The following is a 22728-nucleotide window of genomic DNA, read 5'->3' as shown; positions in this document are numbered from 1 at the left end:
CTATCTATAGATTTAAGGGGAGGACATAAGGGATGATGAACAAACCGGAAATTGCTGATATTTATCCATTATCTCCAATGCAAGAAGCACTGCTGTTTCATTCGCTTTACGACCAGGGAGATGTATATTTCGAGCAAATGATTTTTACGATTGAAGGATTCATCGATGTCAAGGCATTGGAACGCTCCATGAACAAAGTTATCGAGAGATATGATACGCTTCGGACGATCTTTATTCACGACAAGATTAACAAACCACGACAAATCGTGTTACGTAACAGAAAAATAAAAGTAGAATCCTATCACTTGACTGAGTCTGATCCAGTCGAGCAACGGAAGATGATCCGGCAGATGGCAGAAGAAGACCGCCAGCGACCTTTTGACTTGTCCAAAGATCTCCTGCTACGCCTGCAAATCATTCATACCGGCCCGGCGGCATATACGCTGATCTGGAGCAATCATCATATTCTGATTGATGGATGGTGCCTGGGTATCATTTTTCAGGAGTGGTTCTCCCTCTACAAACAGGAGATTCACGGAACACCTGCACAACTTGATCGTGTTATTCCCTATAAAAGATATATTAAATGGTTGGGTGAACAGCAGGAGACGGAAGCCAGAACCTATTGGAAGAAATATCTCTCTGGTTATGAGATCGGAGCAGACTTCCCTGCGGAAATAGCTTCGGATTCAGCCGAACCACCGTCGATTCAAGAGATTACGTTTAATTTGGGTAAGGTGCTGACAGAGCAATTAATGGATGTTAGCCGTAAATATCAGGTCACAATGAGCAGTCTTTTTCAGACGTTATGGGGAGTCGTGCTTCAATATTACAGTAATTCTGACGATGTGGTTTTTGGAACCGTAGTGTCTGGAAGGTCGGCTGCCATACCGAATGTGGAGAAAATTGTAGGTTTGTTCATTAACGCTGTACCTGTAAGAATAACGTCGGATGAGAAACAGTCATTTGCCCAATTACTAAAAGAGACACACCAAAATGCCATTCTGTCCGAGGAGTTCAGCTATCTGTCTCTCGCTGAAGTGCAGGCAGAAGCAGGCCAGAATGGTCAGCTGTTTAATCATATTATGGTGTATGAGAACTACCCGTCCAGTGCCAGCATGTTTGATACCAAACAGTCTGAACTGGGATTTGATATTACTTCCATTGAAGCCTATGAACATACCAATTATGATCTGAACATTTCCATAGGTCCAGGTGAGGAGATTCGGGTCAAGATCAATTACAACGAGCAAGTATATTCGGGTCCTTTTATCGAGCGGTTGTTTGTTCACCTGAAGCAAGCCTGCCTATTAATCGCCCGAGAACCCGAGATAAGTGTTTCAGATATTCGTATCCTGACCCCGGAAGAAAACCATATGCTGGCGAAAGGGAACGAGACCATAGCAGACTATCCGAGGGACCAGTCCATTTCAGAATTATTTATTCGACAGGTAGAGTTATATCCTGATCATCCAGCGATTCAATTCGCTCATCAGACATGGACTTATGTAGAACTCCATGCTCTGGTTGAAGATTGGGCCAAAGCGATACAGTGGCATGGCATAAAGCCAGGAGACAAGGTAGGTCTGGTTGCCCGGAAATCCATGGAGATGATCGCAGGCATGTTGGCTATAATTCGGGCTGGCGCTGCCTATATTCCACTTGATCCCACATTTCCCGCCGAAAGATTGACCCATATGCTTCACGATAGTGGTGCACGATCCCTGCTTCGTTTCACTGAATTAGAATTGCCTGGCTATGAGGGAGATATCTTAACCTTGGATATGTTGATGATGCATGAACGTTCATTCAACTCGGACAACCACCAAGAGATTGATATCCTTTCGGGTCCTCGGGATGCCGCGTACATTATCTATACTTCGGGTTCAACTGGCAAACCTAAGGGCGTGGTTGCAACTCATCAAAATATCATCAAGACTGTGCGAAATAATGGTTATGTGGAACTGAACTCCAAAGATCGGATTCTGCAAATTTCGAATTATGCTTTTGATGGGGCTACCTTCGATATATACGGGGCATTGTTGAATGGCTCGACGCTTGTACTGACTACTGAAGAACAGATGCAGAATGTAGCTTCGCTTGCCGATATGTTCACGAAGGAAGAGATTACGGTCGCTTTTATGACAACTGCGCTATTTAACACGATGGTGGATTGGGACCCGAGCTGTTTCAGCAAGGTAAGACATCTCCTGTTTGGCGGTGAGAAAGCTTCAATCAGGCATCTAAACAAAGCATTTGCTGTCCTGGGACCAGAACGATTATTGCACATGTATGGGCCAACAGAAACGACGGTCTATGCGACATATTATCCGATTACGCGGCCTGATCTCGTACCCATAGGCAAACCGATCCATAACACCACTGCTTATGTCATGAACTCCAAACGTAATCCAATGCCTGTTGGTGTGACGGGAGAGTTATACATTGGCGGTGAAGGGTTGGCCAGTTACCTGAATGCTCCAGAATTGATGCTGGAACGCTTTGTGGATAACCCATATGCTCCGAATGAGAAAATGTATAAAACTGGGGATTTGGTTAAACGTCTGTCTGATGGAAATTTGGAGTTTATAGATCGTAAGGATCATCAGGTCAAAATCAGGGGTCACCGCATTGAGCTGGGAGAGGTGCAGGAGAAGATGAGGGCTCTTTCCGGAGTGGAAGATGTTCTTGTTACGACATGGCGGGATGCGCAGGGGAGTTCCAACTTAAGTGCATATATCATCCCTGTTCAATATGCAGATGCTCATGTGGAGCAGAATCAGCAAATTCAGAATTGGAAGTTGGCGTTGAAAGACCGTTTACCAGAATATATGATTCCTGCTGAATTCCAGATTCTTCGTGCATTTCCGCTTAATTCTAATGGCAAAATCGATCGGAAAAACCTTCCTATTCCAAAGGTGATGGGTCAACCCAAAAATCAGCCACTGTCTGGAGATACCGAACATAAGCTGGCTCAGATCTGGGAAGATGTATTGGGCATTAAACCAGGTGCCGGGGATCACTTTTTTGAACTTGGGGGTCACTCGTTAAAAGCTATGATGCTGGTAGCCAAAATACATAAGGAGATGGACGTAAAGCTTTCTTTGCATGAAGTGTTCCATGCAGCAGTACTGCGGGACATGTCTGTATGCATTGAAAATTCTCGCAAAAGTGTATATAAGGCTATTCCTGCCGCGGAACGACAGGACTCGTACCCGGTATCCGCATCGCAGAAAAGAGTGTATATTGCACAGCAGCTTGCTCCCTTGGAGACCAGTTATAATATGCCAATGGTACTGGAGATTGAAGGGAAACTTAACCGGGATAAGCTTGAGAAGGCCTTCATACAGCTTATACAACGGCATGAGGTTCTAAGAACGCGTTTCATCTGGTCTGGTGAACACTTGCGGCAACATATTTTGGAGCCTGCGGAATTAAACTGGAAGCTATTCGACTATGAAATGCAAGAACAACAAGTGGAGATGTATCGCGGCAAGGATGCTGTTGATGGTAAGAAAACGATGATTGCCTTACATCTTGAGACATTTGTACAGCCATTTGATCTTTCAACCGGTCCGTTGATCCGTGCAGCCCTTGCTGAAGTAACATCCGATCGAAGTCTCTTGTTCATTGATATTCATCACATCGTATCTGATGGTGTATCTACCGGAATCATTTATAAAGAACTGACCCGATTATACGAGGGCGAAGAGTTGTCACCCGTAAACCTACACTATAAAGACTACTCCGTATACGAACAGAATGAGCGAACAAGTCAGAGATATGAGGATAATCGGAAATACTGGTGTGCTCAATTCGAGGGTGAACTTCCGAGTACAGAGATTGTACCTGATTATATCAGGCCTTCCGTTCGATCTTATGAAGGGCATTCGATCTCATTTCAACTTGAATCTGAGCTCACGGATCGCCTAAAAGGTCTTGCTGCTAAGCATAAAACCACACTATATGTTGTCTTGCTGGCTGCCTATAATATCATGTTATCCAAATATACCGGAGAAGAGGATATTGTGGTCGGTTCACCCACTGCCGGAAGATATCACGAAGATGTTCAGCCTATGGTGGGTATGTTCGTCAATACGCTGGCCCTACGTAATCAGGTGCCAGGTGAACTCACAGTGGATGAATTCATAGCTCGGGTGAAGTCCAATTTTGTTGAGGCGCAAGAGCATGGAGAGTTCCCTCTGGAGGACCTGCTTGAGCATCTTCAACTGTCAAGGGATCTTAGCCGGCATCCGTTGTTTGATACCCTTTTTGTACTGCAAAATATGGATATTCACCCAATCCAACTGACGGGAACTACATTTACTGCAGCAGAGTGGGACTGGAATCATGCCAAATTTGATATGACATGGGGATGCCAAGAGGATCGCCATGGCTTGAACTGGACAGTGGAATATGCTTCCTCCATCTATAAAAAGTCAACCATTCTGAAGATGATTGATCACTTCAAAAACATACTTGTACAAATGGGTGATGCCCGCATCATGAGGCTGAGGGAAATTCATTTGTTAACGAACGATGAGCAATCCGCTATGCTTGCTTGCAATGAAACTCAGGCAGAATACCCACGTCAATCCAGTATTTCGTCAGCAATTGAGGAGCAGGCTGCCCGAACTCCTGATCAGATTGCGGTCATGGATAAATATCAGAGCTTGACATACAGGGAATTCAACGAAGTGACAGATCAATTTGCACGCGTACTGATGGAAAAAGGAATGAAGCAAGGAGATGTTGCAGGTCTCTTGACAGATCGTTCTCTGGGAATGATCATAGCTATTTTTGGGATTCTCAAGACAGGTGCTATGTATATTCCTATTGATCCTTCCTTTCCCGAAGAACGCAAGCGTTTCATTATGGAAGACAGCAAGGCCAATTGGCTGATCACAGCCAATGAATTAACTATGGCTGGATGTACAACACATCATCTGTCACTTGATGCAATACTTCAAGAGGCAGCAAGGACGAAGCAACAGTTCAGCAATTGGAAGTTGCCAGCAATCTCACCGGAAGCAACAGCGTATATGATGTACACTTCGGGCTCGACCGGTAAGCCCAAAGGGGTTATGACCAGTCATCGAAATATTATTAAGACAGCCATTCACAATGGCTTCAGTGAACTGTCCCCTGCCGATCGGGTACTTCAAGTATCCAATTATGCATTCGATGGTTCAACTTATGAGATTTTTGGGGCACTATTAAATGGTGCATCACTCCTATTAATCGCCAAACATACTTTACTCGATGCTGCCGAGCTGGCCAGAACGATGGATGAACAACGAATTACGTCTGCCTTTATGACGACGACATTGTTCAATACGATGGTCGACTATGACGTTACATGCTTCAAACATGTGAGGAAACTATTCTTTGGTGGAGAGAGCGCATCGATTAAACATGTACTGAAAGCACTGGATTACTTGGGTGAGCATCGTGTTGTGAATGGGTACGGACCGACAGAAACCACTGTTTTTGCTGCGACATATTCGGTTGAAAACAGTTTGCGTCAACATGTTCGGGTTCCCATCGGAAGGCCGATACACAATACACGACTGTATGTGCTTAATCGCTGGAACCAACTCCAGCCTATAGGGGTTCCTGGTGAGCTGTACATCGGGGGGGAAGGTGTATCGAAAGGATATCTGAACCAGCCCGGTTTGACGGAAGAACGCTTTGTTCCAGATCCATTTGTCCCTGGAGAAACGATATATCGAACAGGAGATTTAGTTGTTTGGAGAGAGGATGGCCAACTAGAGTACTTGGCAAGAATGGACAATCAGATCAAAATTCGGGGCAACCGGATAGAACTCGGTGAGATTGAAACCAGATTGAAAGAAATTCCCTCCGTCAATGAAGCAGTGTTAATTGCGCGCAAAGAGGAGCGTGGCGAGGGTTCCCTTCTTTGTGCATATGTAGTGCCCGAAGACCTTGCTACGAAGCAGATGGACAGCTCCGGTCTGGTTTCTAAGTGGAAGGATGAATTGAGACAGTCACTTCCGGAATATATGATTCCTGCTTTTATTCTTATTGTGGACACCATACCGATGACATCCAATGGTAAGGTAGATCATTCTGCTCTTCCCGAGCCTGCGGCTAAATGGAATACGGCGGAGGTTATACAGCCTGAGAACCCGTATGAAGAGCAGTTGCAGCATATCTGGTCCGAAGTTCTCGGGAAGGATTTTCCGGGCATGATGGAATCATTTCTGGATCTTGGAGGACATTCGCTTAAAGCGATGACCATGGTAGCCAAAATACACCAGAAGTTTGATGTAAAGCTAAGCCTTCAGGATATCTTCAGCCATCCTACCATTCGGGAGCAGGCAATGCTTATCCAGGGGAACGACAAGCTTCACAGGCATGTCTCCCTCCCTACTGTGAAACAGGATACAAGTTATAATGTGACTTCTGCTCAGAGAAGATTGTATATCATTCAGCAAAATGAAAATATGGGTACCAGTTATAATATGCCCATGGTATTACGAATCGAAGGTCATCTGAATATTGAACGACTCGAAAACGCTCTGCTTCAGTTGATTGAGCGCCATGAGTCCTTACGAACCTCTTTCTTAGTGGAAGACGATGAGGTTAGACAACAGGTACACGCGCCGGGCGAACTGGACTGGAAACTTGCTATGACAGAAGTAAATAATGGCACATCGCAATACGGGTCTATAGATCATGACGAGGCGTCATGGGTGGCGTCATGTATTTTGCCTTTTGATTTGTTAGCTCCAAGCTTGTTTAGAGCTTATGTCCGCAAGCAATCGGATACGCAGCATCTATTATTGCTGGATGTTCACCATATCGTTTCGGATGGGATATCAACAGCGATTATGTACGACGAGTTATTCAGAATATATGAAGGTGAAGAGCTACCTCTTCTGCAAAAACAGTATAAAGATTACGCTGCCTATGAGCAGCTACAGCAATCAACGGAAGCCTACAGTGCTGCTCGTGATTATTGGCATCGACTGTATGAGGGAGAGCTGCCGATATTGGACTTCCCTCTGGAGAATGTGCGTCCACGAGTACAGCGCTATGAAGGAGCGCAGCATACATTCCTGCTGGGTGACGTTCTTGCCAAGCGCCTGACCGATCTCGCGGCGAGCCAGGATACAACCTTGTATGTACTGCTATTAGCCGCATATTACATTCTGCTATCCAAATATAGCGGACAGGAAGATATCATTGTGGGTACACCGATCGCAGGCAGAGATCATGTCGAAACGGCTTCCATGGTGGGGATGTTTGTTAAAACGTTGCCTTTGCGCAGCGAAATCAAGCCGGAACTTACGGTTGCAGGGTACATGGCTTCATTGAAGCAACGTGTACTGGATTGCTCCAATCATGCGCTGTACCCACTTGAAGAGCTGCTGGATCATCTGCAAATGGTCAGGGAGCCGAGTCGTCATCCCCTGTTTGAAACGTTATTTGTACTACAGAACATGAACATGGCTCAGCTAAAGGCGGATCAGCTAAATATTGATCAGATGGAGACCACAACAGGGCGATCCAAGTTTGAGATGACTTGGGCTGGACATGAGTTGAAAGAAGACATCTCCATGACGATTGAATATAATACCGACTTATTTTCCCATGCCAGGATCCAACAAGTGTCTTCCCATTATGCGCACATTCTTGAACAGATGGTCAACGATCCCAATCTGAGTCTCAACGATATTGAATTGTGTACATTGGAGGAAAGCCTGTACTTTGAGAAGAATGAAGGACAAGTTGTTGAATATCCAAGAGAAGAAACAATACCAGTGCGGTTTGAAAAACAAGTGAGACAGCACGGAGATCGTCCTGCTTTGATCATGGGCTCCGTGAGCATGACCTATAGTGAGCTGGGTATGAAAGTTATACGGATGGCTGAAACGTTAAAACAGGAAGGGGTTCGTCCGGGAGACAGAGTCGGATTGTTAACGGATCGCTCTATGGGAATGATCGTGTCCATTCTCGGCATTCTAAAATCCGGAGCCACGTACGTTCCACTTGATCCGGGCTTTCCACAAGAGCGCATGGCCTTCATGCTTGAAGATAGCCAGGCACAATTGCTCATTGCTGAACAAGGTCGAGCTGTTCACGGATTCTCTGGGAAAACGATGGTGTTAAATGAACAGTGCTGGAGCGGACCTTTTAACGAAGAGTTCGAGTGGGATCAAAAGTCCCAACCGGATCATGCAGCTTATGTGATGTATACATCGGGTTCGACCGGGAAGCCCAAAGGAGTCGTGACTACACATCGTAACATTATGAAGACCAGTATCCGGAATGGGTTCATTGACATGATGCCTACGGATCGGGTGCTGCAATTGTCCAATTATGCTTTTGACGGATCGACATATGACATTTTCGGAGCTTTGCTGAATGGTTCCGCGCTTATCTTGATTTCCAGAGAGGACATGCTGCATATTACAGAACTGGCCCGTACATTGGATGAACAGCGAATTACAACTGTCTTCATGACGACGGCACTGTTTAATACGCTGGTAGACTTCGACTTGAGTTGTCTGAAACATGTGCGAAGACTGTTTTTTGGTGGGGAGCCCGGTTCCAGAAAACATGTCCTGAAAGCACTGGATTATCTTGGTCCCCATCGCATTATTAATTGTTACGGCCCAACGGAAACGACTGTTTTTGCAACAACATTCTCTGTGGACGAGAGTATGCGCGATAGAAGCAATGTGCCAATAGGCTGCCCAGTTCACAATACACAGGTATATGTGCTTAATTCGTGGGGAAAGAGACAGCCAATTGGGGTACCCGGAGAACTCTATATCGGGGGAGAAGGACTGGCACAGGGTTATTTGAATCAACCAGTATTGACGGAAGAGCGATTTGGTAAGAATCCGCTGAAGTCAGGAACAAGACTCTATCGTACAGGAGATTTGGTGAAGTGGTTACCTGATGGAAACTTGGAATTCCTGGATCGTTTGGATCAGCAGGTCAAAATTCGTGGCAATCGAGTGGAGCTGACAGAGGTCGAAGGCAGGCTTCTTGTATTGCCGGAAGTTAAAGAGGCGATGGTAACATCTGGACGGGATGAGCAAGGACACTCCTTTCTCTCAGCATATATCGTTCCTCATTCGACATCTGAGCCTAGGCTGGCGAGTATTATTCGGGAACAGTTGCTTCAAGATCTTCCAGATTATATGGTGCCTTCAACTTACACGTTGCTTGACTCTTTTCCGCTCACCAGTAATGGCAAAGTGGATAAGAGAATGCTTCCGAAGCCACAACCCCTGGTAACCGAGAGTTATGTTGCACCAACCAATCCACTCGAAGCTGAACTGGCCGAAATTTGGACCAATGTTCTGGGGTTATCAAGAGTGGGCATTCACGACCATTTCTTTGAACTTGGAGGGCATTCTCTTAAGGCTATGTCTCTTATTGCCCAGATCCATAAAGCTTTTGATGTAAAGTTGACGGTACAGGATGTGTTTACCTACACTTCCGTGCTGGATCAGTCCAAGTTTATTCAAAAAGCTAGAGGGACCCATCGTTATGCATCGTTGCAACCAGTGACGGTTCAAGATACCTACCCTGCTTCGTCGGCTCAGAAGAGACTATTTTTCCTTCAACATATGGATCAGCAGAGTACCAGTTACAATATGCCAATGATATTTGAAATTGAAGGTGAACTCTCTGCTGAGCGACTCGAGGAAGCTTTCATCTCCCTGATCCATAGACATGAATCTTTGCGTACGTCTTTTGAACTTGTTCAAGGGGATCTCAGACAACGCATATGGCCTGCAGCAGACTTGGAGTGGAGGATGGAGCGTATATTGGCTGTTCATTCGTTCATTCGCCCCTTCAATCTGAGAGATCACAAATCGCTTATTCGTGCAGGCTTGTTAAGTACTTCAGCAAATACGCATATTTTGGTTGTGGATACTCACCATATTGTTTCTGATGGTACATCGACCAGTATTATCTTCAGTGAACTGTTTCAGTTGTATGAACAACAAAAGTTTGAGCCGCTTCCTGTTCAGTACAAGGAGTATGCTGTCTGGGAACAGGAACAGAAGAACGCGGAAAGCTATCGAAGCAGTGGGGAATACTGGCTGAATCAATTCCAAGGTGAACTCTCGGTGCTGAATCTTCCTTATGACAATGCCTATGGCAGAACGGATAGAGCTACTGGGGCACGAGTAGAGATGCAGCTTGGAGCAGAGCTGACTGAGCAGCTGCAGATGCAGGCAGAAGAGAATAAAACAACGTTGTATACGGTAATGATGGCGGGCTATTCCATCCTATTGTCCAAATATGCCGGACAGGAGGATATCGTCATCGGTGTACCTACAGCCGGGCGGGAACATGCAGATACTGCATCCGTGGTTGGCATGTTCGTGAATACGTTGGCATTGAGATTGAGACCCGAGGGAGAGATCGAAGTACAGAGATACATTCAACAGGTTCACAACCTGTTGCTGCAGGGCTACGAACATGGGATGTATGCTCTTGAGGAGTTAATTGAACAGTTGGCATTGCCCAGAGAACTGAACCGCCATCCGCTATTTGATACGATGTTTGTGTTGCAGAACATGGAGCACTCATCACCTGAAGCGAGTTCGATCTCCATACGTCAGATACCTTCTGGATCGAGTGAGCCCAAGTTCGATATGACATGGGGAAGTGTTGAGCACGATGGAGGCCTGAGCCTAACCGTTGAATATAATGAAAATCTGTTCTCTTCGGAAACGATTGAGCGCATGATGCATCATTATGAACATATTTTGCAACAAATGGTGATTCGCCCTTATGAGCAAATCATGAAGATTGAGATGTGTACTCCGGAGGAAAGGCTGCACCTGGCAAGTCTCGAAGGAGAGATCGTAGATTACCCGAGGGAAGAAACGATATCACAAAGGTTTGAAAAGCAAGTGCTGCAATATGGGGATCGTCCATCCGTTGTGATGGGTACGGAGGAGATAACCTATGGAGAGTTGGAGATAAGGGCCAATCAGCTTGCAGAGATACTCCGACTGAAGGGAATCGCCTCGGGTGGAGTGGTAGGATTACTGGCTAATCGCTCCATAGGCATGATCGTATCCATTATGGGGATTTTGAAGGTGGGAGCCGCATATGTACCGCTTGATCCGACATTCCCGGAAGATCGGTTAGCCTACATGCTGAGAGATAGCCAAGCCCAACTATTAATCTTTGAAATTAATCTGGGCGTACCTGATTTTCAGGGTCAAACGATATTGCTAGACGAACGCTTATGGGATGAAGTGGCCAAGGAGGAGGTTGTATCTGATCGGGTTCACACATGGACGGCTGATTCACCTGCCTATGTCATGTACACATCTGGATCGACGGGTGCACCCAAAGGAGTCGTCACTACGCATCGGAATATCATGAGAACAAGTGTGAATAATGGTTTCATGGATATGGGGCCGGAAGATCGGGTTTTGCAGTTGTCCAACTATGCATTCGATGGATCAACCTATGAAATATTTGGCGCATTGCTTAATGGGGCTGTTCTGGTGCTGATTCCCAGGGAGAACGTTGTACACACAGCTGAACTTGCCAGAACGCTGAAAGAAGAGCGGATTTCCTCTGCTTTTATGACAGCTACACTGTTCAATACCCTTGTGGATTATGATGTGACCAGTCTGATACATGTTCGCAAACTGTTTTTTGGCGGCGAAGCAGCCTCCCGAAGTCATGTTCTAAAGGCTCTGGATTATCTGGGACCACACCGATTGGCTAACGGATACGGACCTACAGAGACGACCGTTTTTGCTGCAACCTATACTGTGGATGAAACGCTGAGAGATAGAAGGAATGTACCTATTGGGCGTCCGGTTCACAATACCAAAGTCTACGTGCTTAACCGTTGGGGACAAAGACAGCCGATTGGTGTTCCAGGGGAACTCTATGTTGGTGGGGATGGCCTGGCCTTGGGATATCTCAATCAGCCTGCGCAGACATCAGAACGATTCATTAAAAGTTTTATAACACCTGGAGAGATCATTTATCGTACTGGTGATTTGGTCAGATGGTTGCCTGATGGAAATCTGGAATATTTGGATCGCCTGGATCAGCAAGTCAAAATTCGTGGCAATCGTATTGAACTTCCCGAAATCGAGGATCGCTTGATATCACTACCTGAAGTGAGGGAGGCTGTAGTTGTTCCCAAACGGGATAAACAAAACCATTCTTATCTTGTGGCCTACGTTGTACTGCAATGGGAAGAACAGGCTGGACAGGAACAACAGGCCCATATCAGGCAAGAGTTAAGTTCAATGCTTCCACAGTATATGATCCCGTCTAGATTTGAGTTTCTGAATAATCTGCCGCGCAACTCCAATGGGAAAATAGACCGAAAAGCCCTGCCAGAGCCAGTCAATCAACTGATGAACGGCTATTGTGCCCCCCAAAATACGCTTGAACAGGATTTGGCAATAATCTGGGCACAGGTACTTGGCATTGAACGTGCAGGTACAGAGGATCATTTCTTTGAACACGGTGGACATTCACTGAAAGCCATGATGTTAAATACACTTATCCAGGAGCAGCTTCATATCCGGATAGATCTGCATGATGTATTTAAGTATCCGACGATAAAGTTGTTGGCCGCTTACATCAAGCAGCAAGGAACAGCCCTTTATCATGATGAATATGAGCCTATTCTTCCTGCACTTGAACAGAGCACTTATCCTGCAACGCCTTATCAAGCTTACGGTTACGAAGCAAGCGAGGACAATAATCATTGGAATATGCCAATGGCATTTCATATCAAGGGAAGACTTCAGGCGAAGCGGCTGGAGAATAGTTTTAGGGCTCTAATTGAACGCCATGAAGCTCTGCGTACCTCATTGCACAACGAGGGAGGACAAGTGGTTCAGTGTATTCACCAAAGGACTCCTTTTGACCTGATTCAAGAGAACGTTGAGTCAGAGTCAGACAGAATACGTATCATGGAATCTTTTATTCAACCGTTCAATACAGCACGGCCACCACTTCTTCGTGCGAAGCTGCTCCATATGGGAGAAGAGGATCACGTACTTCTGATGGACATGCATCACGCCATATCGGATGGTACATCCGTAGGCATTCTGATGAACGAATTGATTCAGCTCTATCAGGGGATAACGCTTCCGCTTGTTCAGTTACAATATAAAGATTATGCCGTTTGGCAAAAAGACAGGCTTGATCGGGGAGAATACGCAGAATCCCAAATCTTCTGGAAGGAAGTACTTCGCGGCTACCAACCCTTTACGGTAAGTAGCGAACGTGTAAGTGACAAGGACATCACTTCTTATGTGGGAGATCAGATAGTTGTGAAGCTACCTGCAAGCCATCTCGTACAACTTAGAGAAAAGCTCCATGATTCAAGCTTAACGGACTACGCTATTTTATTTTCGGTATATTTGCTTACGTTGCATCAGAAGACGGAGAGAACGGACCTGATTGTAGGAACGTATGCATTTGGCAGAAGAAGACCTGAATTGCAGGACACGGTTGGTTTGTTTATTAATTCAATTCCCTTGCGAAATATTATATCAACAGGCGATACGTATCACCAATATCTTCTTAAGCTCCAGGCTAACCAAATAGATGCATTTGATCATCAGGATTATCCATATGAAAGAATGATGGAAGATGCAGGTTTCTCTTCTGCACCCGATGGGGATTTGCTGTTTGATACCATGTTTAACCTCAACAATTTTGCTCAGCGCTCTGTAGAAATTTCTGATATTCAGATTACTCCATTCAAGTATGAATGGAAGTTCAGTGAGTATGAGATCTATGTTACAGCTCAGAAAATTGGAGAAGATTTCAGTATCCACTTTGATTATCGGGTGGCAAGTTTCACTCGGGAGGAGATGGAACAGTTTACAAATCAGTATCTGAGGTTATTCGAACATATTGTGGAGAAACCTCATATTCTTATTGATCATCTGAATCAAATGAACTATTGGAAAGATTCTGTGATACACTAATATAAACCATTCATAGGAGGAGAAAAACATGAGCAAATTTTTCAAATTCGGAGTTGTAAGGGACGAGGAAGTACCCGAAGAGATCAATGAATTGGTGGAAGAAACAGAGAAACTGCCTGAGACGATTAGACAGGAATTAAGTGACGCTTTCAAAGAAGAAGATGAAGATAAAAATAAATAATAAATAATAATTTAAGTTTTCATAATGTACCCTCTTGCAAATCTCAGGAAAATATGAGATATGTAAGAGGGTACATACATAAAGTGCATTGACGGAAAAATTTGGATGTGATACTATTAGACTGAATGGTCAGTCTTTTGATGGAGGGGTCTTCAATCGAAGTCAAACGGAGAAAAGATGTTGCTCAGATCAAGATGGATATTGCTCGTAATACCAAAGAGTTATTTGCCCAAAAGGGATATAGTGCAACCTCCATGGAGGACATATGTACAATCAATAATCGAAGTAAAGGCAGTATATATTATCATTTCAAAAGTAAGGAAGAACTCTTCATGTATCTCATCAAACTCAATAACGAAGAGTGGATGGATTCATGGCTGGAAAAGGAACATCAGTACGAGACGTCCGTAGATAAACTGTATGGTCTTGCGGATCATTATGTTGACGATTTGGCGAATCCGCTCAATCATTCGATTAACGAGTTTGTCTCGGGTCAGGTGGTCAGTCAAGAGATGCTGGATGAGATGCTTTCCCTGATCCGAATTCCTTATATGACTTATGAGCGGATCATCTCGAAAGGGATTGAGGATGGCGAACTGAAACCGGAAGACCCACAGGACTTAATGCACATTATTAACGGTCTTTTTAACGGATTAAGCACACTTTATTATGAGAAGGATCTGACCGATATCAGACGACTCTACAAAAAAGGTATTGCCAGCATGTTAGTGGGCATCCAACAACTTCAACAATGAAAAGCTGATGTATAATCAGTTTTTCTTTTGAAAATTAACAAACCGGACAGTCGGTTTAAAGGGAGATGGAGAATGAGCACATTGTTCAGGAACAAAGCTTTTCTTATCGTCACGGGGTCTGATCTACTGCAAAATCTGGCTATATGGATACGGAATATGGCGATCCTTTACTATGTGATGGATCAAACCCAGGGCAATCCCATAGCGGTCTCGCTTATAACGGTCCTTGAGTACGCTCCGATTTTCGTTTTCTCCATCATTGGCGGTGCACTTGCTGATCGCTGGAATCCCAAACGTACAATGATACTGGGCGACATGCTCAGTGCATTATCCATTGTAATGATTATTGCCATCTTGTCTTCTGGTTATTGGCAGATTTTATATGTTGCCACTTTTGTGTCCTCTATCGTTAGTCAGTTTTCACAGCCATCATCCGTGAAAATTGTGAAGCGAAATGTAGAGGAAGAGCATGTGCAGTCTGCAATTGCCATTACACAGAGTGGTCAATCTCTTTTCTTGATTCTCGGGCCTATCGTCGGAACTTTTATATATACCGTTATGGGGATTCAAACCTCGATGTATGCATTACTTATTCTGTTCATGGCCTCCGCTATTCTTCTTACTTTTTTGCCGAAAGATTCCGCCCAGCGGGAAACGGACACTTCATTACTGGCGGATATCAAGGAGGGATGGCAATATGTCGGGCAATCCCGTTCATTAAAAATGCTTAGTTTGGTATTCGTCTGTGTGGGACTCTCTTCAGGTCTTATCAGCCCACTCGAAATATTTCTGATCACTGAACGTTTGGGACTTGAGCAGACGTCATTACAGTTCCTGTCTGGTGTATCTGGATTAGGTCTGCTGATCGGTGGGGGAATCGCTGCTGCTTTGAGTGGCAAGTTGAATCAAACGTTGACTCTAATGGTAGGGGTGCTGTGTCTGGCTGTAACCACGATGGGTGAAGTATTATCCAGTTGGTTCTGGTTGACTCTTGTCATAAGTTTCCTGAGCTCCATCAGTCTGGCTTTTATCAACGTCATTATCTCCACGTACTTAGTTACCCAGATTGATGAGCACTTGATCGGGAGAGTAAATGGTACCATCACCCCGCTATTCATGGGGGCCATGCTTATCGGATCTTCCATGGCAGGTGTACTCATGAATAACACATCCTTAGTTATCGTCTATATCATCTCGGTTACCGTGATGGTCTTGAGTATCCTTCCAGGTATGAGAATTCAATTTCGCAATGAGCAGACTGCTCCCGTGAACACATTGAATCCGGAAGTTGCTCATCAGGCCGTAGACTAGGAAATTGGAGGAAGTTCATGAATTGCATACATCTCATCTGCTTTCCTTATGCTGGGGGTTCATCCATGGTGTATTATCGCTGGCGTAATAACCTTCCTTCTCATATTCAGTTACATCTGGTTGAATTGTCCGGAAGAGGTCGAAGAATGAACGAACCTCTGTACACATCCATGGAACAGGCTGTTGAGGATGCCTATTTATCTATTCCGTCCCACTTGTTCGAGGAGAAGATTGTTCTATTTGGATATAGCATGGGAAGCCTTATTGCTTATGAACTGGCTCATTACATCAAGGATAAACAGGGCAGAGATCCAGCGCATCTTTTTGTGGCTGCGAGAAAGGCTCCACATATAACCAATCATAAAAAAGCGATACATGCATTGCCTCACGATAAGTTTATACAGGAAATGCTTCAACTTGGCGGCATGTCACCAGAAGTATTTGAGAATAAAGAATTAGCGGAGATCTTCGTTCCCCTGCTCAGATCAGATCTGCAGATCGTTGAGAACTACCAGTGGGCAGGGTCAAGAGAGCCGTTAAATACAGATATAACCGTTCTTGCGGGGGCTGATGACTTGATTCCCATGGAACACATGCATGCATGGAACCAAGTAACGAAGGGGAGTTGTACGCTAAGTGTCTATCCGGGTGACCACTTCTTCATTCATCAGCAGTATAATCGGATCACGGAGCAGATCGCCCGTGTACTGAGCGAGTATGTATGATGAGAGCGTAAGCTAATCGGTTGAGGAAGTTGCAGCATTATGCATCTTAACTCCATCCCGATAAATAACAAAAACCATGATCATGTAGGGTCCCTGTATTGTGAGTCTTTGACTATGGGGACTCTACATGTTTATTTAGGAAAGGAATGTATATGAGCATTTTGCATAAATCCAAAGAATGACTTTCAATCAGCAAGATATAGATCGAAATGGTTCTATTCGTCTATATCTTGTACCCGGGAGCGAGTAGAATCGAATTATGCAAAATGCTCATATAAAAAGAGCAGCGGGATTACCCGCTACTCTGGTGTTAGATCGTATTTTATTGGAAAAGGACGGCGTACTCACCGTATCCTTCTTTTTCCATGTCTTCTTTGGGTACAAAACGAAGTGCCGCAGAGTTGATGCAATAACGCATTCCACCTGCCTCGGCAGGACCATCGTTGAACAGGTGGCCCAGATGGGAATCGCCCTCACGACTTCTCACTTCGGTACGAATCATGAAGTGGCTGAGATCGGTTTTTTCCTTCACGTTGTAGTCACGCAATGGACGTGTGAAGCTCGGCCAGCCGCAGCCGGAATCGTATTTGTCAGTAGAACTGAACAATGGCTCGCCCGATACGATGTCCACATAGATTCCGTCACCGTGGTGATCCCAGAATTCGTTATGGAATGCAGGCTCTGTTGCGCTGTTCTGAGTAACTTCGTATTGAAGCGGCGTCAGACGCTCTTTCAGCCCGTCTTTGTCCACGTTGCCAGACCAGTTGCGTTCGATGAAATCTACGCGCCCAGAACCTTTGCTGTAGCGTTTGTAATGGGCAGGGTTCTTCCGGTGATAATTTTGGTGATGTTCTTCCGCTTCATAGAACGGTTTTGCTGGCAAAATGGGTGTGAAGATCGGTTTGTCAAAACGGCCACTTTGTCCCAGCTCCGCTTTGGAAGCTTCCGCAATCTGTCGTTGCTCTTCGCTATGATAGAAGATGGCGGTCTGATATGAAGATCCACGGTCATGGAATTGTCCGCCTGTATCCGTAGGATCAATCTGCTGCCAGAATAGTTCAACCAGTTTCTTATAAGGGAAGATGGCAGGGTCGAACGTAATTTGCACAGCCTCTACATGGCCCGTTGTCTCCGAACAGACCTCTTCATATGTTGGATTCTCGGTATGTCCTCCTGTATAACCCGATACGATCTTATGAATACCGGGCAGTTCTTCAAAGGGGGATACCATACACCAGAAGCATCCGCCTGCAAAAGTTGCTAACTCACTTGAATGTTGTTCCATGCTATAGTCACTCCATTTCTGATGAAGATTTAGCGCTCGTGTTCGAGCTCCAGCAATCTACTGTTTTTATTGAAGCCTAACACAAGCAATTGGCTTGCTCTTCTATTATATCCTGAATTGGCTAGCCAACCAAGCCGCATTGAAAACAAGCTGGATCTGAATAGCTTTTGAGATCCGTATTCAGACTTTGTTGCGTGAGCGAAAGCGAAATAAGAGCAATACAATGGCCATGAGCACCAGATATCCGGCAAGGATTCCCAGGCTCAGCCAGATGGAGCTTTCAGCCTGTGCACCTGCATAGGCAAAAACAAAAATCGCTGGCATTTTGCCAATGGCCGTAGCGACCATGAAGACCCAGAATGGCGTATACGTTATACCTGCGTAGATATTAACAGCCATCTGAGGCACGACCGGAAGCAACCGCATCGACATGACTCCCATGAACGGATGTGCTTCCATCCACGTTGTGAAACGGTTCAAACCCCGAATGCGTTCGAGGTACGATCTCGCCTGATGCCTGAAGATAGTTCTTGCTCCGCCATAGACGAGTATGGCAGCAAGTGTTGTGCCGAGCCAGCATATCCAGGCTGCTGTGGTGGTACCGTAACTGTAACCAAAGGCAATAATAACAAACTTATAAGGAATTACAGGCACAAGAGCAAACAATGTTGCCATGGCGAGTAAAAGCGGGATGGACTGATGGAGATCGGTCCAGGCCAGCAGTTCATATCTGTAAATAAACGTGACTCCTGCAAGTAAAACATATAACAGGAGCCATAACCATTTTCGCAAAATTCCAAACGCTCCTTTCAGATCAGGCAGGTCTAGTCGTGTCCCGATCTGTACTGCTGTTCCTCTTAAGTTTATCACGTTCGCCCATTGTCTGAACAATTCGTGCCGAACTGCTGCAATCACTGGCAAGTTGCTGTCCGAAGGGTTACACTATAGGACGTGGAAATATAGAACCGAACTGAAGGTGGAATGATCATCATGGAAACAACCAAACGTAAACGAATTGCAATTATCGGCCTCGGGGGTATTGCACGTAAAGTATATTTGCCATTGTTGACCGCTCATCCGAACGTGGAGATTGTGGGGATTATGAACCGATCTCCGGAGCCGGTCAAGGCCATTCAGGAGGCGTATAGATTAGAAAGGGGAACCACGGATCTGAAAGAATTGTTGTCCTGGGATCTGGATGCGGTGTTTGTACATACAGCAACGGAAGCGCACTTTGACATTGTTATGCAATGTCTTGAACAGGGATTGGCCGTTTATGTAGATAAGCCATTATCCTATACGCTTCGGGAGTCGGAAGAGATGACGGCTTTTGCCGAGGCACAAGGTCTGTTACTGGCAGTGGGCTTCAACCGCAGATTCGCACCGATGTACCAAAAAGCGAAAGAGTGGATGCAGGGCGGAAAAGGTTTCGAGTCCCTCACAGTGACCAAACATCGCACAAGTATCCAGGATCGTCCTGCGGCAGAAACCATTTACGATGATCTCATCCATATGCTGGATCTAATGCTGTGGTACTCGGATCACAATGTGGAGCTGCTCCATCAATGGATTCGGAAGAATGATATGGACAGACTGCTGCATGCGACCGGAACGGCCAAGCTGGGCAGAACAGCCTACGGTCGATTCGATATGGTTCGTGAAGCTGGGGCAGATCTGGAGAAAGTGGAACTGCATGGTGGTGGGCGATCTGTCGAAGTCGTGAACATGGACACGATCAGCTACTTGGAACAGGGGAGTCTGGAAACCAAAGAAACCTTCGGGAGCTGGGATACCGTGTTAGCACGCAGAGGTTTTAGCGGAGCCGTCGATCATTTTCTGGCGAGTCTGGATACACCGGATGATTGCCTGATCAGTGCAAGTCATGTCATGGACAGCCACGAATTGGCTGAACAATTGATTCGCAAATAGTTGCAAGAATACACATGTGGGGGAATACACGTTATGGATGAATATGAAAAGGAACGAAGTAAACAGATCGAGGAAGCCGTCATTGAAACGTATAAACAAGAAGAAGAGATGATGATTCTGGTATTTGCCCAGTGGTGTGTCAATCATGGATTGGACCCGGAAGAGATGTACCGGCAAGCCTACCCGAATCAGCAAAGCAACGAGCGTTTGCAGCAGGTGCAGAAGCTGATTGTATCCAAGGAGGAAGCCGGTGAGATACCGGATGATACAGTACTTGGTGTGCTGTCCATGTTTGGTAATGAGGATTTGGCGATGGTTGTATCCGAGGCTATAGCCGCGCGCAAATAAGTTCAACTTACGTATACTAATATGATTACATCTGTTCCCGGTGAATAACGCGGAATTCCTTCGGGGACATGCCGAACCGGGAACGGAATACCCGATGGAAATAGGTATAGCTGTTAAAGCCGGAAGACTCAGATACTTGCTCTAGGGTCATTGGACTGAAAATAATCCGTTCCCTGGCCATGTTCAGTCGTACGTCGAGCGTATATTGCATGATGCTTTTGCCAAACGCTTCTTTAAAGAGATGAACACCCCTTGAGACACTGATGCCAATATGTGTTGCCACATCATCCAACTTGAACAAAGAGGAAGCGTTTTCTTCAATGTAGTTCTTGATCTCATAAGCCACATAATTGGTGTTGGTTACCGTCGGATGCTCCGAGAGCAGACGATCCACTTCGAGACATAAGATTCGCATATAATAACTTGAAATTTCAGGGTAAGGATTGGAGATGCGGCGCTGTTCCAGCACAAGTTGTCGAAACAGGACTAGCAGACTTTCCGTCAGTTCGACTTTGATTCGGGTCGGTCGTTTGTGACGTTTCCACCACTCATCTACCCAGGAACCATTGAAGAAGATGTGATAGTCTCCACTCTCCACCAGCCGTTCTCCCATCGGATTAATTTCATTGTCTATTCTAAGCTCATAGGGCTCGTCAGGATCAAAAAGAAGCAAATCGCCCGCATCTACCAGGGACATGTTCCCGTCAATACGTGCACGGCAACGTCCGTCTGTTTGCAGTCTTAAAAGGTAGTTCTTCACCCCTTCAGGCTGCACCATAGCATAAGGTTTACGATGAAATGAGAAGCCTGCTGTAAGAACTTGGCAGGATTGATCTGTCGACATGGGCATACTCCTTGCAATTTGAAAATTATGACCAGATAGTTCATGTTTCAATCATATTATTCATTTTAATTGAAGCTGAAACGGAATACCATAGTATTAGATTTAAGGAACAGGAAACATCCAACAAAACATATGGTTCTCAACCATTCAACCGCGGATTTTCACCATGCGTAAGGAGATGAACGTCACAGTGAAGAAAATGAAAGCAGGCATCATCGGGTGCGGTAACATCAGCGCCATCTACCTGGAAAATCTCAAAAACAACCCGGTCATTGAAGTCGTGGCTGTTGCGGATTTGATTCGTGAGCGCGCTCAGGAACGGGCAGATGAATTTAATATCGCAAACGTTTACAATGTAGATGAGTTGCTGCAAAATAACGAAATTGAACTTGTGTTGAATCTTACGGTTCCAGGCAGTCATGCCATGACTGATCTGGCTGCACTCGAAGCAGGCAAACATGTGTATGCCGAGAAGCCGCTGGCGATTTCTCTTGAGGATGGTCGCAAGGTTGTTGAGCTGGCTGAGGAAAAAGGATTGTATGTTGGTTCTGCACCAGATACTTTCCTTGGCTCAGGAATTCAGACCGCTCGTAAAGCCATTGAGGATGGACTGATTGGCAAGCCGATTGCAGCGACTTCATTCTTCATGGGCGGAGGACCAGAAGCTTGGCATCCTAATCCGGAATTCTTTTATGTCGCAGGTGGTGGACCGATGTTTGATATGGGACCTTACTACTTGACCGCGCTGATTACGCTGCTTGGACCAATACGCAGAATCAGTGCCTCGGCTGGAATACAGATTGCGGATCGCAAGATTGGCTCCGGACCGAAGGAAGGTGCGGCGCTGCAAGTAGAGACGCCTACCCACTTGGCAGGAACCATTGATTTTGCGGAAGGTGCTATTGCAACCATGATTACCAGTTTCGATATTCGCGGAGCTTCGGATCTGCCACGTATTGAAATCTATGGTACAGAAGGTACGCTTAGTGTACCGGACCCCAATTATTTTAACGGGGAAGTGAAGGTTCGCAGATACGGTCAAGACACTTGGGATACGGTCAAACCAGTCTTCGAAAGTGGGCAAAACGAACGAGGCATCGGCGTAACCGAAATGGTTGAATCCATTCGTGCCGGACGCGAACACAAAGCCAGTGGCAAGCTTGCTTATCACGTACTGGAAGCTATGCATTCATTCCAGCGTTCTTCACTTGAGGGCAAGCACATCCATCTGGAGAGCAGCTATGACTCTTTTGCAGTAACTCGCACAGTTCAAACTGAGATTGAAACCGTGGAATCGCACTAGAATGGAGTACCAAGTGTTTGAAGCTTGATGTTCTTTCCGAGTGGAGGAGAATAACCAGTATTCTTACGTTC

At 45.5% G+C, this 22728-nt stretch carries 11 protein-coding genes; 8 read left to right on the top strand and 3 right to left on the bottom strand.

What is annotated here, in order from left to right:
* Positions 1 to 32 precede the first annotated feature (32 nt).
* The 5 genes from M1D71_RS18895 to M1D71_RS18875 all read left to right on the top strand — a co-directional run bounded on the left by M1D71_RS18895 (position 33) and on the right by M1D71_RS18875 (position 16948).
* Positions 33 to 13976, top strand: a complete 13944-nt coding sequence (locus tag M1D71_RS18895) for an amino acid adenylation domain-containing protein (RefSeq protein ID WP_458123198.1) — start codon at positions 33 to 35, stop codon at positions 13974 to 13976.
* A gap of 28 nt (positions 13977 to 14004) precedes the next feature.
* Positions 14005 to 14157, top strand: coding sequence for a hypothetical protein (locus M1D71_RS18890; RefSeq protein WP_186327814.1), 153 nt, complete (start codon positions 14005 to 14007; stop codon positions 14155 to 14157).
* Positions 14158 to 14297: 140 nt separating this feature from the next.
* Entirely contained in the window at positions 14298 to 14912 is a 615-nt protein-coding gene (locus M1D71_RS18885) for a TetR family transcriptional regulator C-terminal domain-containing protein (RefSeq protein WP_458123197.1), read from the top strand.
* Positions 14913 to 14984: 72 nt separating this feature from the next.
* Positions 14985 to 16223: an MFS transporter gene (locus M1D71_RS18880; protein WP_458123196.1), complete on the top strand. Its 1239-nt coding sequence runs from the start codon at positions 14985 to 14987 to the stop codon at positions 16221 to 16223.
* Between the two features lie 17 nt (positions 16224 to 16240).
* Positions 16241 to 16948 carry a thioesterase II family protein gene (locus tag M1D71_RS18875; protein WP_458123195.1) on the top strand — a complete coding sequence of 236 codons (708 nt, stop codon included), beginning with the start codon at positions 16241 to 16243 and terminating at the stop codon, positions 16946 to 16948.
* Positions 16949 to 17270: 322 nt separating this feature from the next.
* Here M1D71_RS18875 and msrA read toward each other — a convergent pair whose 3' ends face one another.
* Positions 17271 to 18233, bottom strand: coding sequence for a peptide-methionine (S)-S-oxide reductase MsrA (gene msrA / locus M1D71_RS18870; RefSeq protein ID WP_458123194.1), 963 nt, complete (start codon positions 18231 to 18233; stop codon positions 17271 to 17273).
* A 180-nt stretch (positions 18234 to 18413) separates the two neighbouring features.
* A complete protein-coding gene (locus M1D71_RS18865) occupies positions 18414 to 19025 on the bottom strand; it encodes a TVP38/TMEM64 family protein (RefSeq protein ID WP_458123193.1) in 612 nt (203 codons plus the stop codon).
* Between the two features lie 198 nt (positions 19026 to 19223).
* On the opposite strand from M1D71_RS18865, the gene M1D71_RS18860 reads away from it, so the two are divergent.
* Both M1D71_RS18860 and M1D71_RS18855 read left to right on the top strand, forming a co-directional pair.
* The gene (locus M1D71_RS18860) at positions 19224 to 20162 is read left to right on the top strand and encodes a Gfo/Idh/MocA family protein (protein ID WP_458123192.1); all 939 of its coding nucleotides are present in this window, start codon (positions 19224 to 19226) and stop codon (positions 20160 to 20162) included.
* 33 nt (positions 20163 to 20195) lie between these two features.
* Positions 20196 to 20510: a hypothetical protein gene (locus M1D71_RS18855; RefSeq protein ID WP_458123191.1), complete on the top strand. Its 315-nt coding sequence runs from the start codon at positions 20196 to 20198 to the stop codon at positions 20508 to 20510.
* 25 nt (positions 20511 to 20535) lie between these two features.
* On the opposite strand, the gene M1D71_RS18850 is transcribed toward M1D71_RS18855, so the two are convergent.
* A complete protein-coding gene (locus M1D71_RS18850) occupies positions 20536 to 21354 on the bottom strand; it encodes an AraC family transcriptional regulator (protein WP_458123190.1) in 819 nt (272 codons plus the stop codon).
* Positions 21355 to 21544: 190 nt separating this feature from the next.
* On the opposite strand from M1D71_RS18850, the gene M1D71_RS18845 reads away from it, so the two are divergent.
* Positions 21545 to 22657 carry a Gfo/Idh/MocA family protein gene (locus tag M1D71_RS18845; RefSeq protein WP_458123189.1) on the top strand — a complete coding sequence of 371 codons (1113 nt, stop codon included), beginning with the start codon at positions 21545 to 21547 and terminating at the stop codon, positions 22655 to 22657.
* The last annotated feature ends 71 nt before the right edge of the window (positions 22658 to 22728 follow it).

It is taken from the genome of Paenibacillus sp. Z3-2 (assembly GCF_054161325.1).
Note: the sequence above shows the minus strand (reverse complement) of the source record. Positions and strands in the feature narration are given on the sequence as shown.

What these genes read in the sequence shown, in the direction of transcription:
- M1D71_RS18860 (WP_458123192.1), top strand. Translation starts at nt 19,224, where the DNA reads ATGGAAACAACCAAACGTAAACGAATTGCAATTATCGGCCTCGGGGGT.
- M1D71_RS18850 (WP_458123190.1), bottom strand. Translation starts at nt 21,354, where the DNA reads ATGTCGACAGATCAATCCTGCCAAGTTCTTACAGCAGGCTTCTCATTT.
- M1D71_RS18880 (WP_458123196.1), top strand. Translation starts at nt 14,985, where the DNA reads ATGAGCACATTGTTCAGGAACAAAGCTTTTCTTATCGTCACGGGGTCT.
- M1D71_RS18855 (WP_458123191.1), top strand. Translation starts at nt 20,196, where the DNA reads ATGGATGAATATGAAAAGGAACGAAGTAAACAGATCGAGGAAGCCGTC.
- M1D71_RS18875 (WP_458123195.1), top strand. Translation starts at nt 16,241, where the DNA reads ATGAATTGCATACATCTCATCTGCTTTCCTTATGCTGGGGGTTCATCC.
- M1D71_RS18890 (WP_186327814.1), top strand. Translation starts at nt 14,005, where the DNA reads ATGAGCAAATTTTTCAAATTCGGAGTTGTAAGGGACGAGGAAGTACCC.
- M1D71_RS18895 (WP_458123198.1), top strand. Translation starts at nt 33, where the DNA reads ATGATGAACAAACCGGAAATTGCTGATATTTATCCATTATCTCCAATG.
- M1D71_RS18885 (WP_458123197.1), top strand. Translation starts at nt 14,298, where the DNA reads ATGGAGGGGTCTTCAATCGAAGTCAAACGGAGAAAAGATGTTGCTCAG.
- msrA (WP_458123194.1), bottom strand. Translation starts at nt 18,233, where the DNA reads ATGGAACAACATTCAAGTGAGTTAGCAACTTTTGCAGGCGGATGCTTC.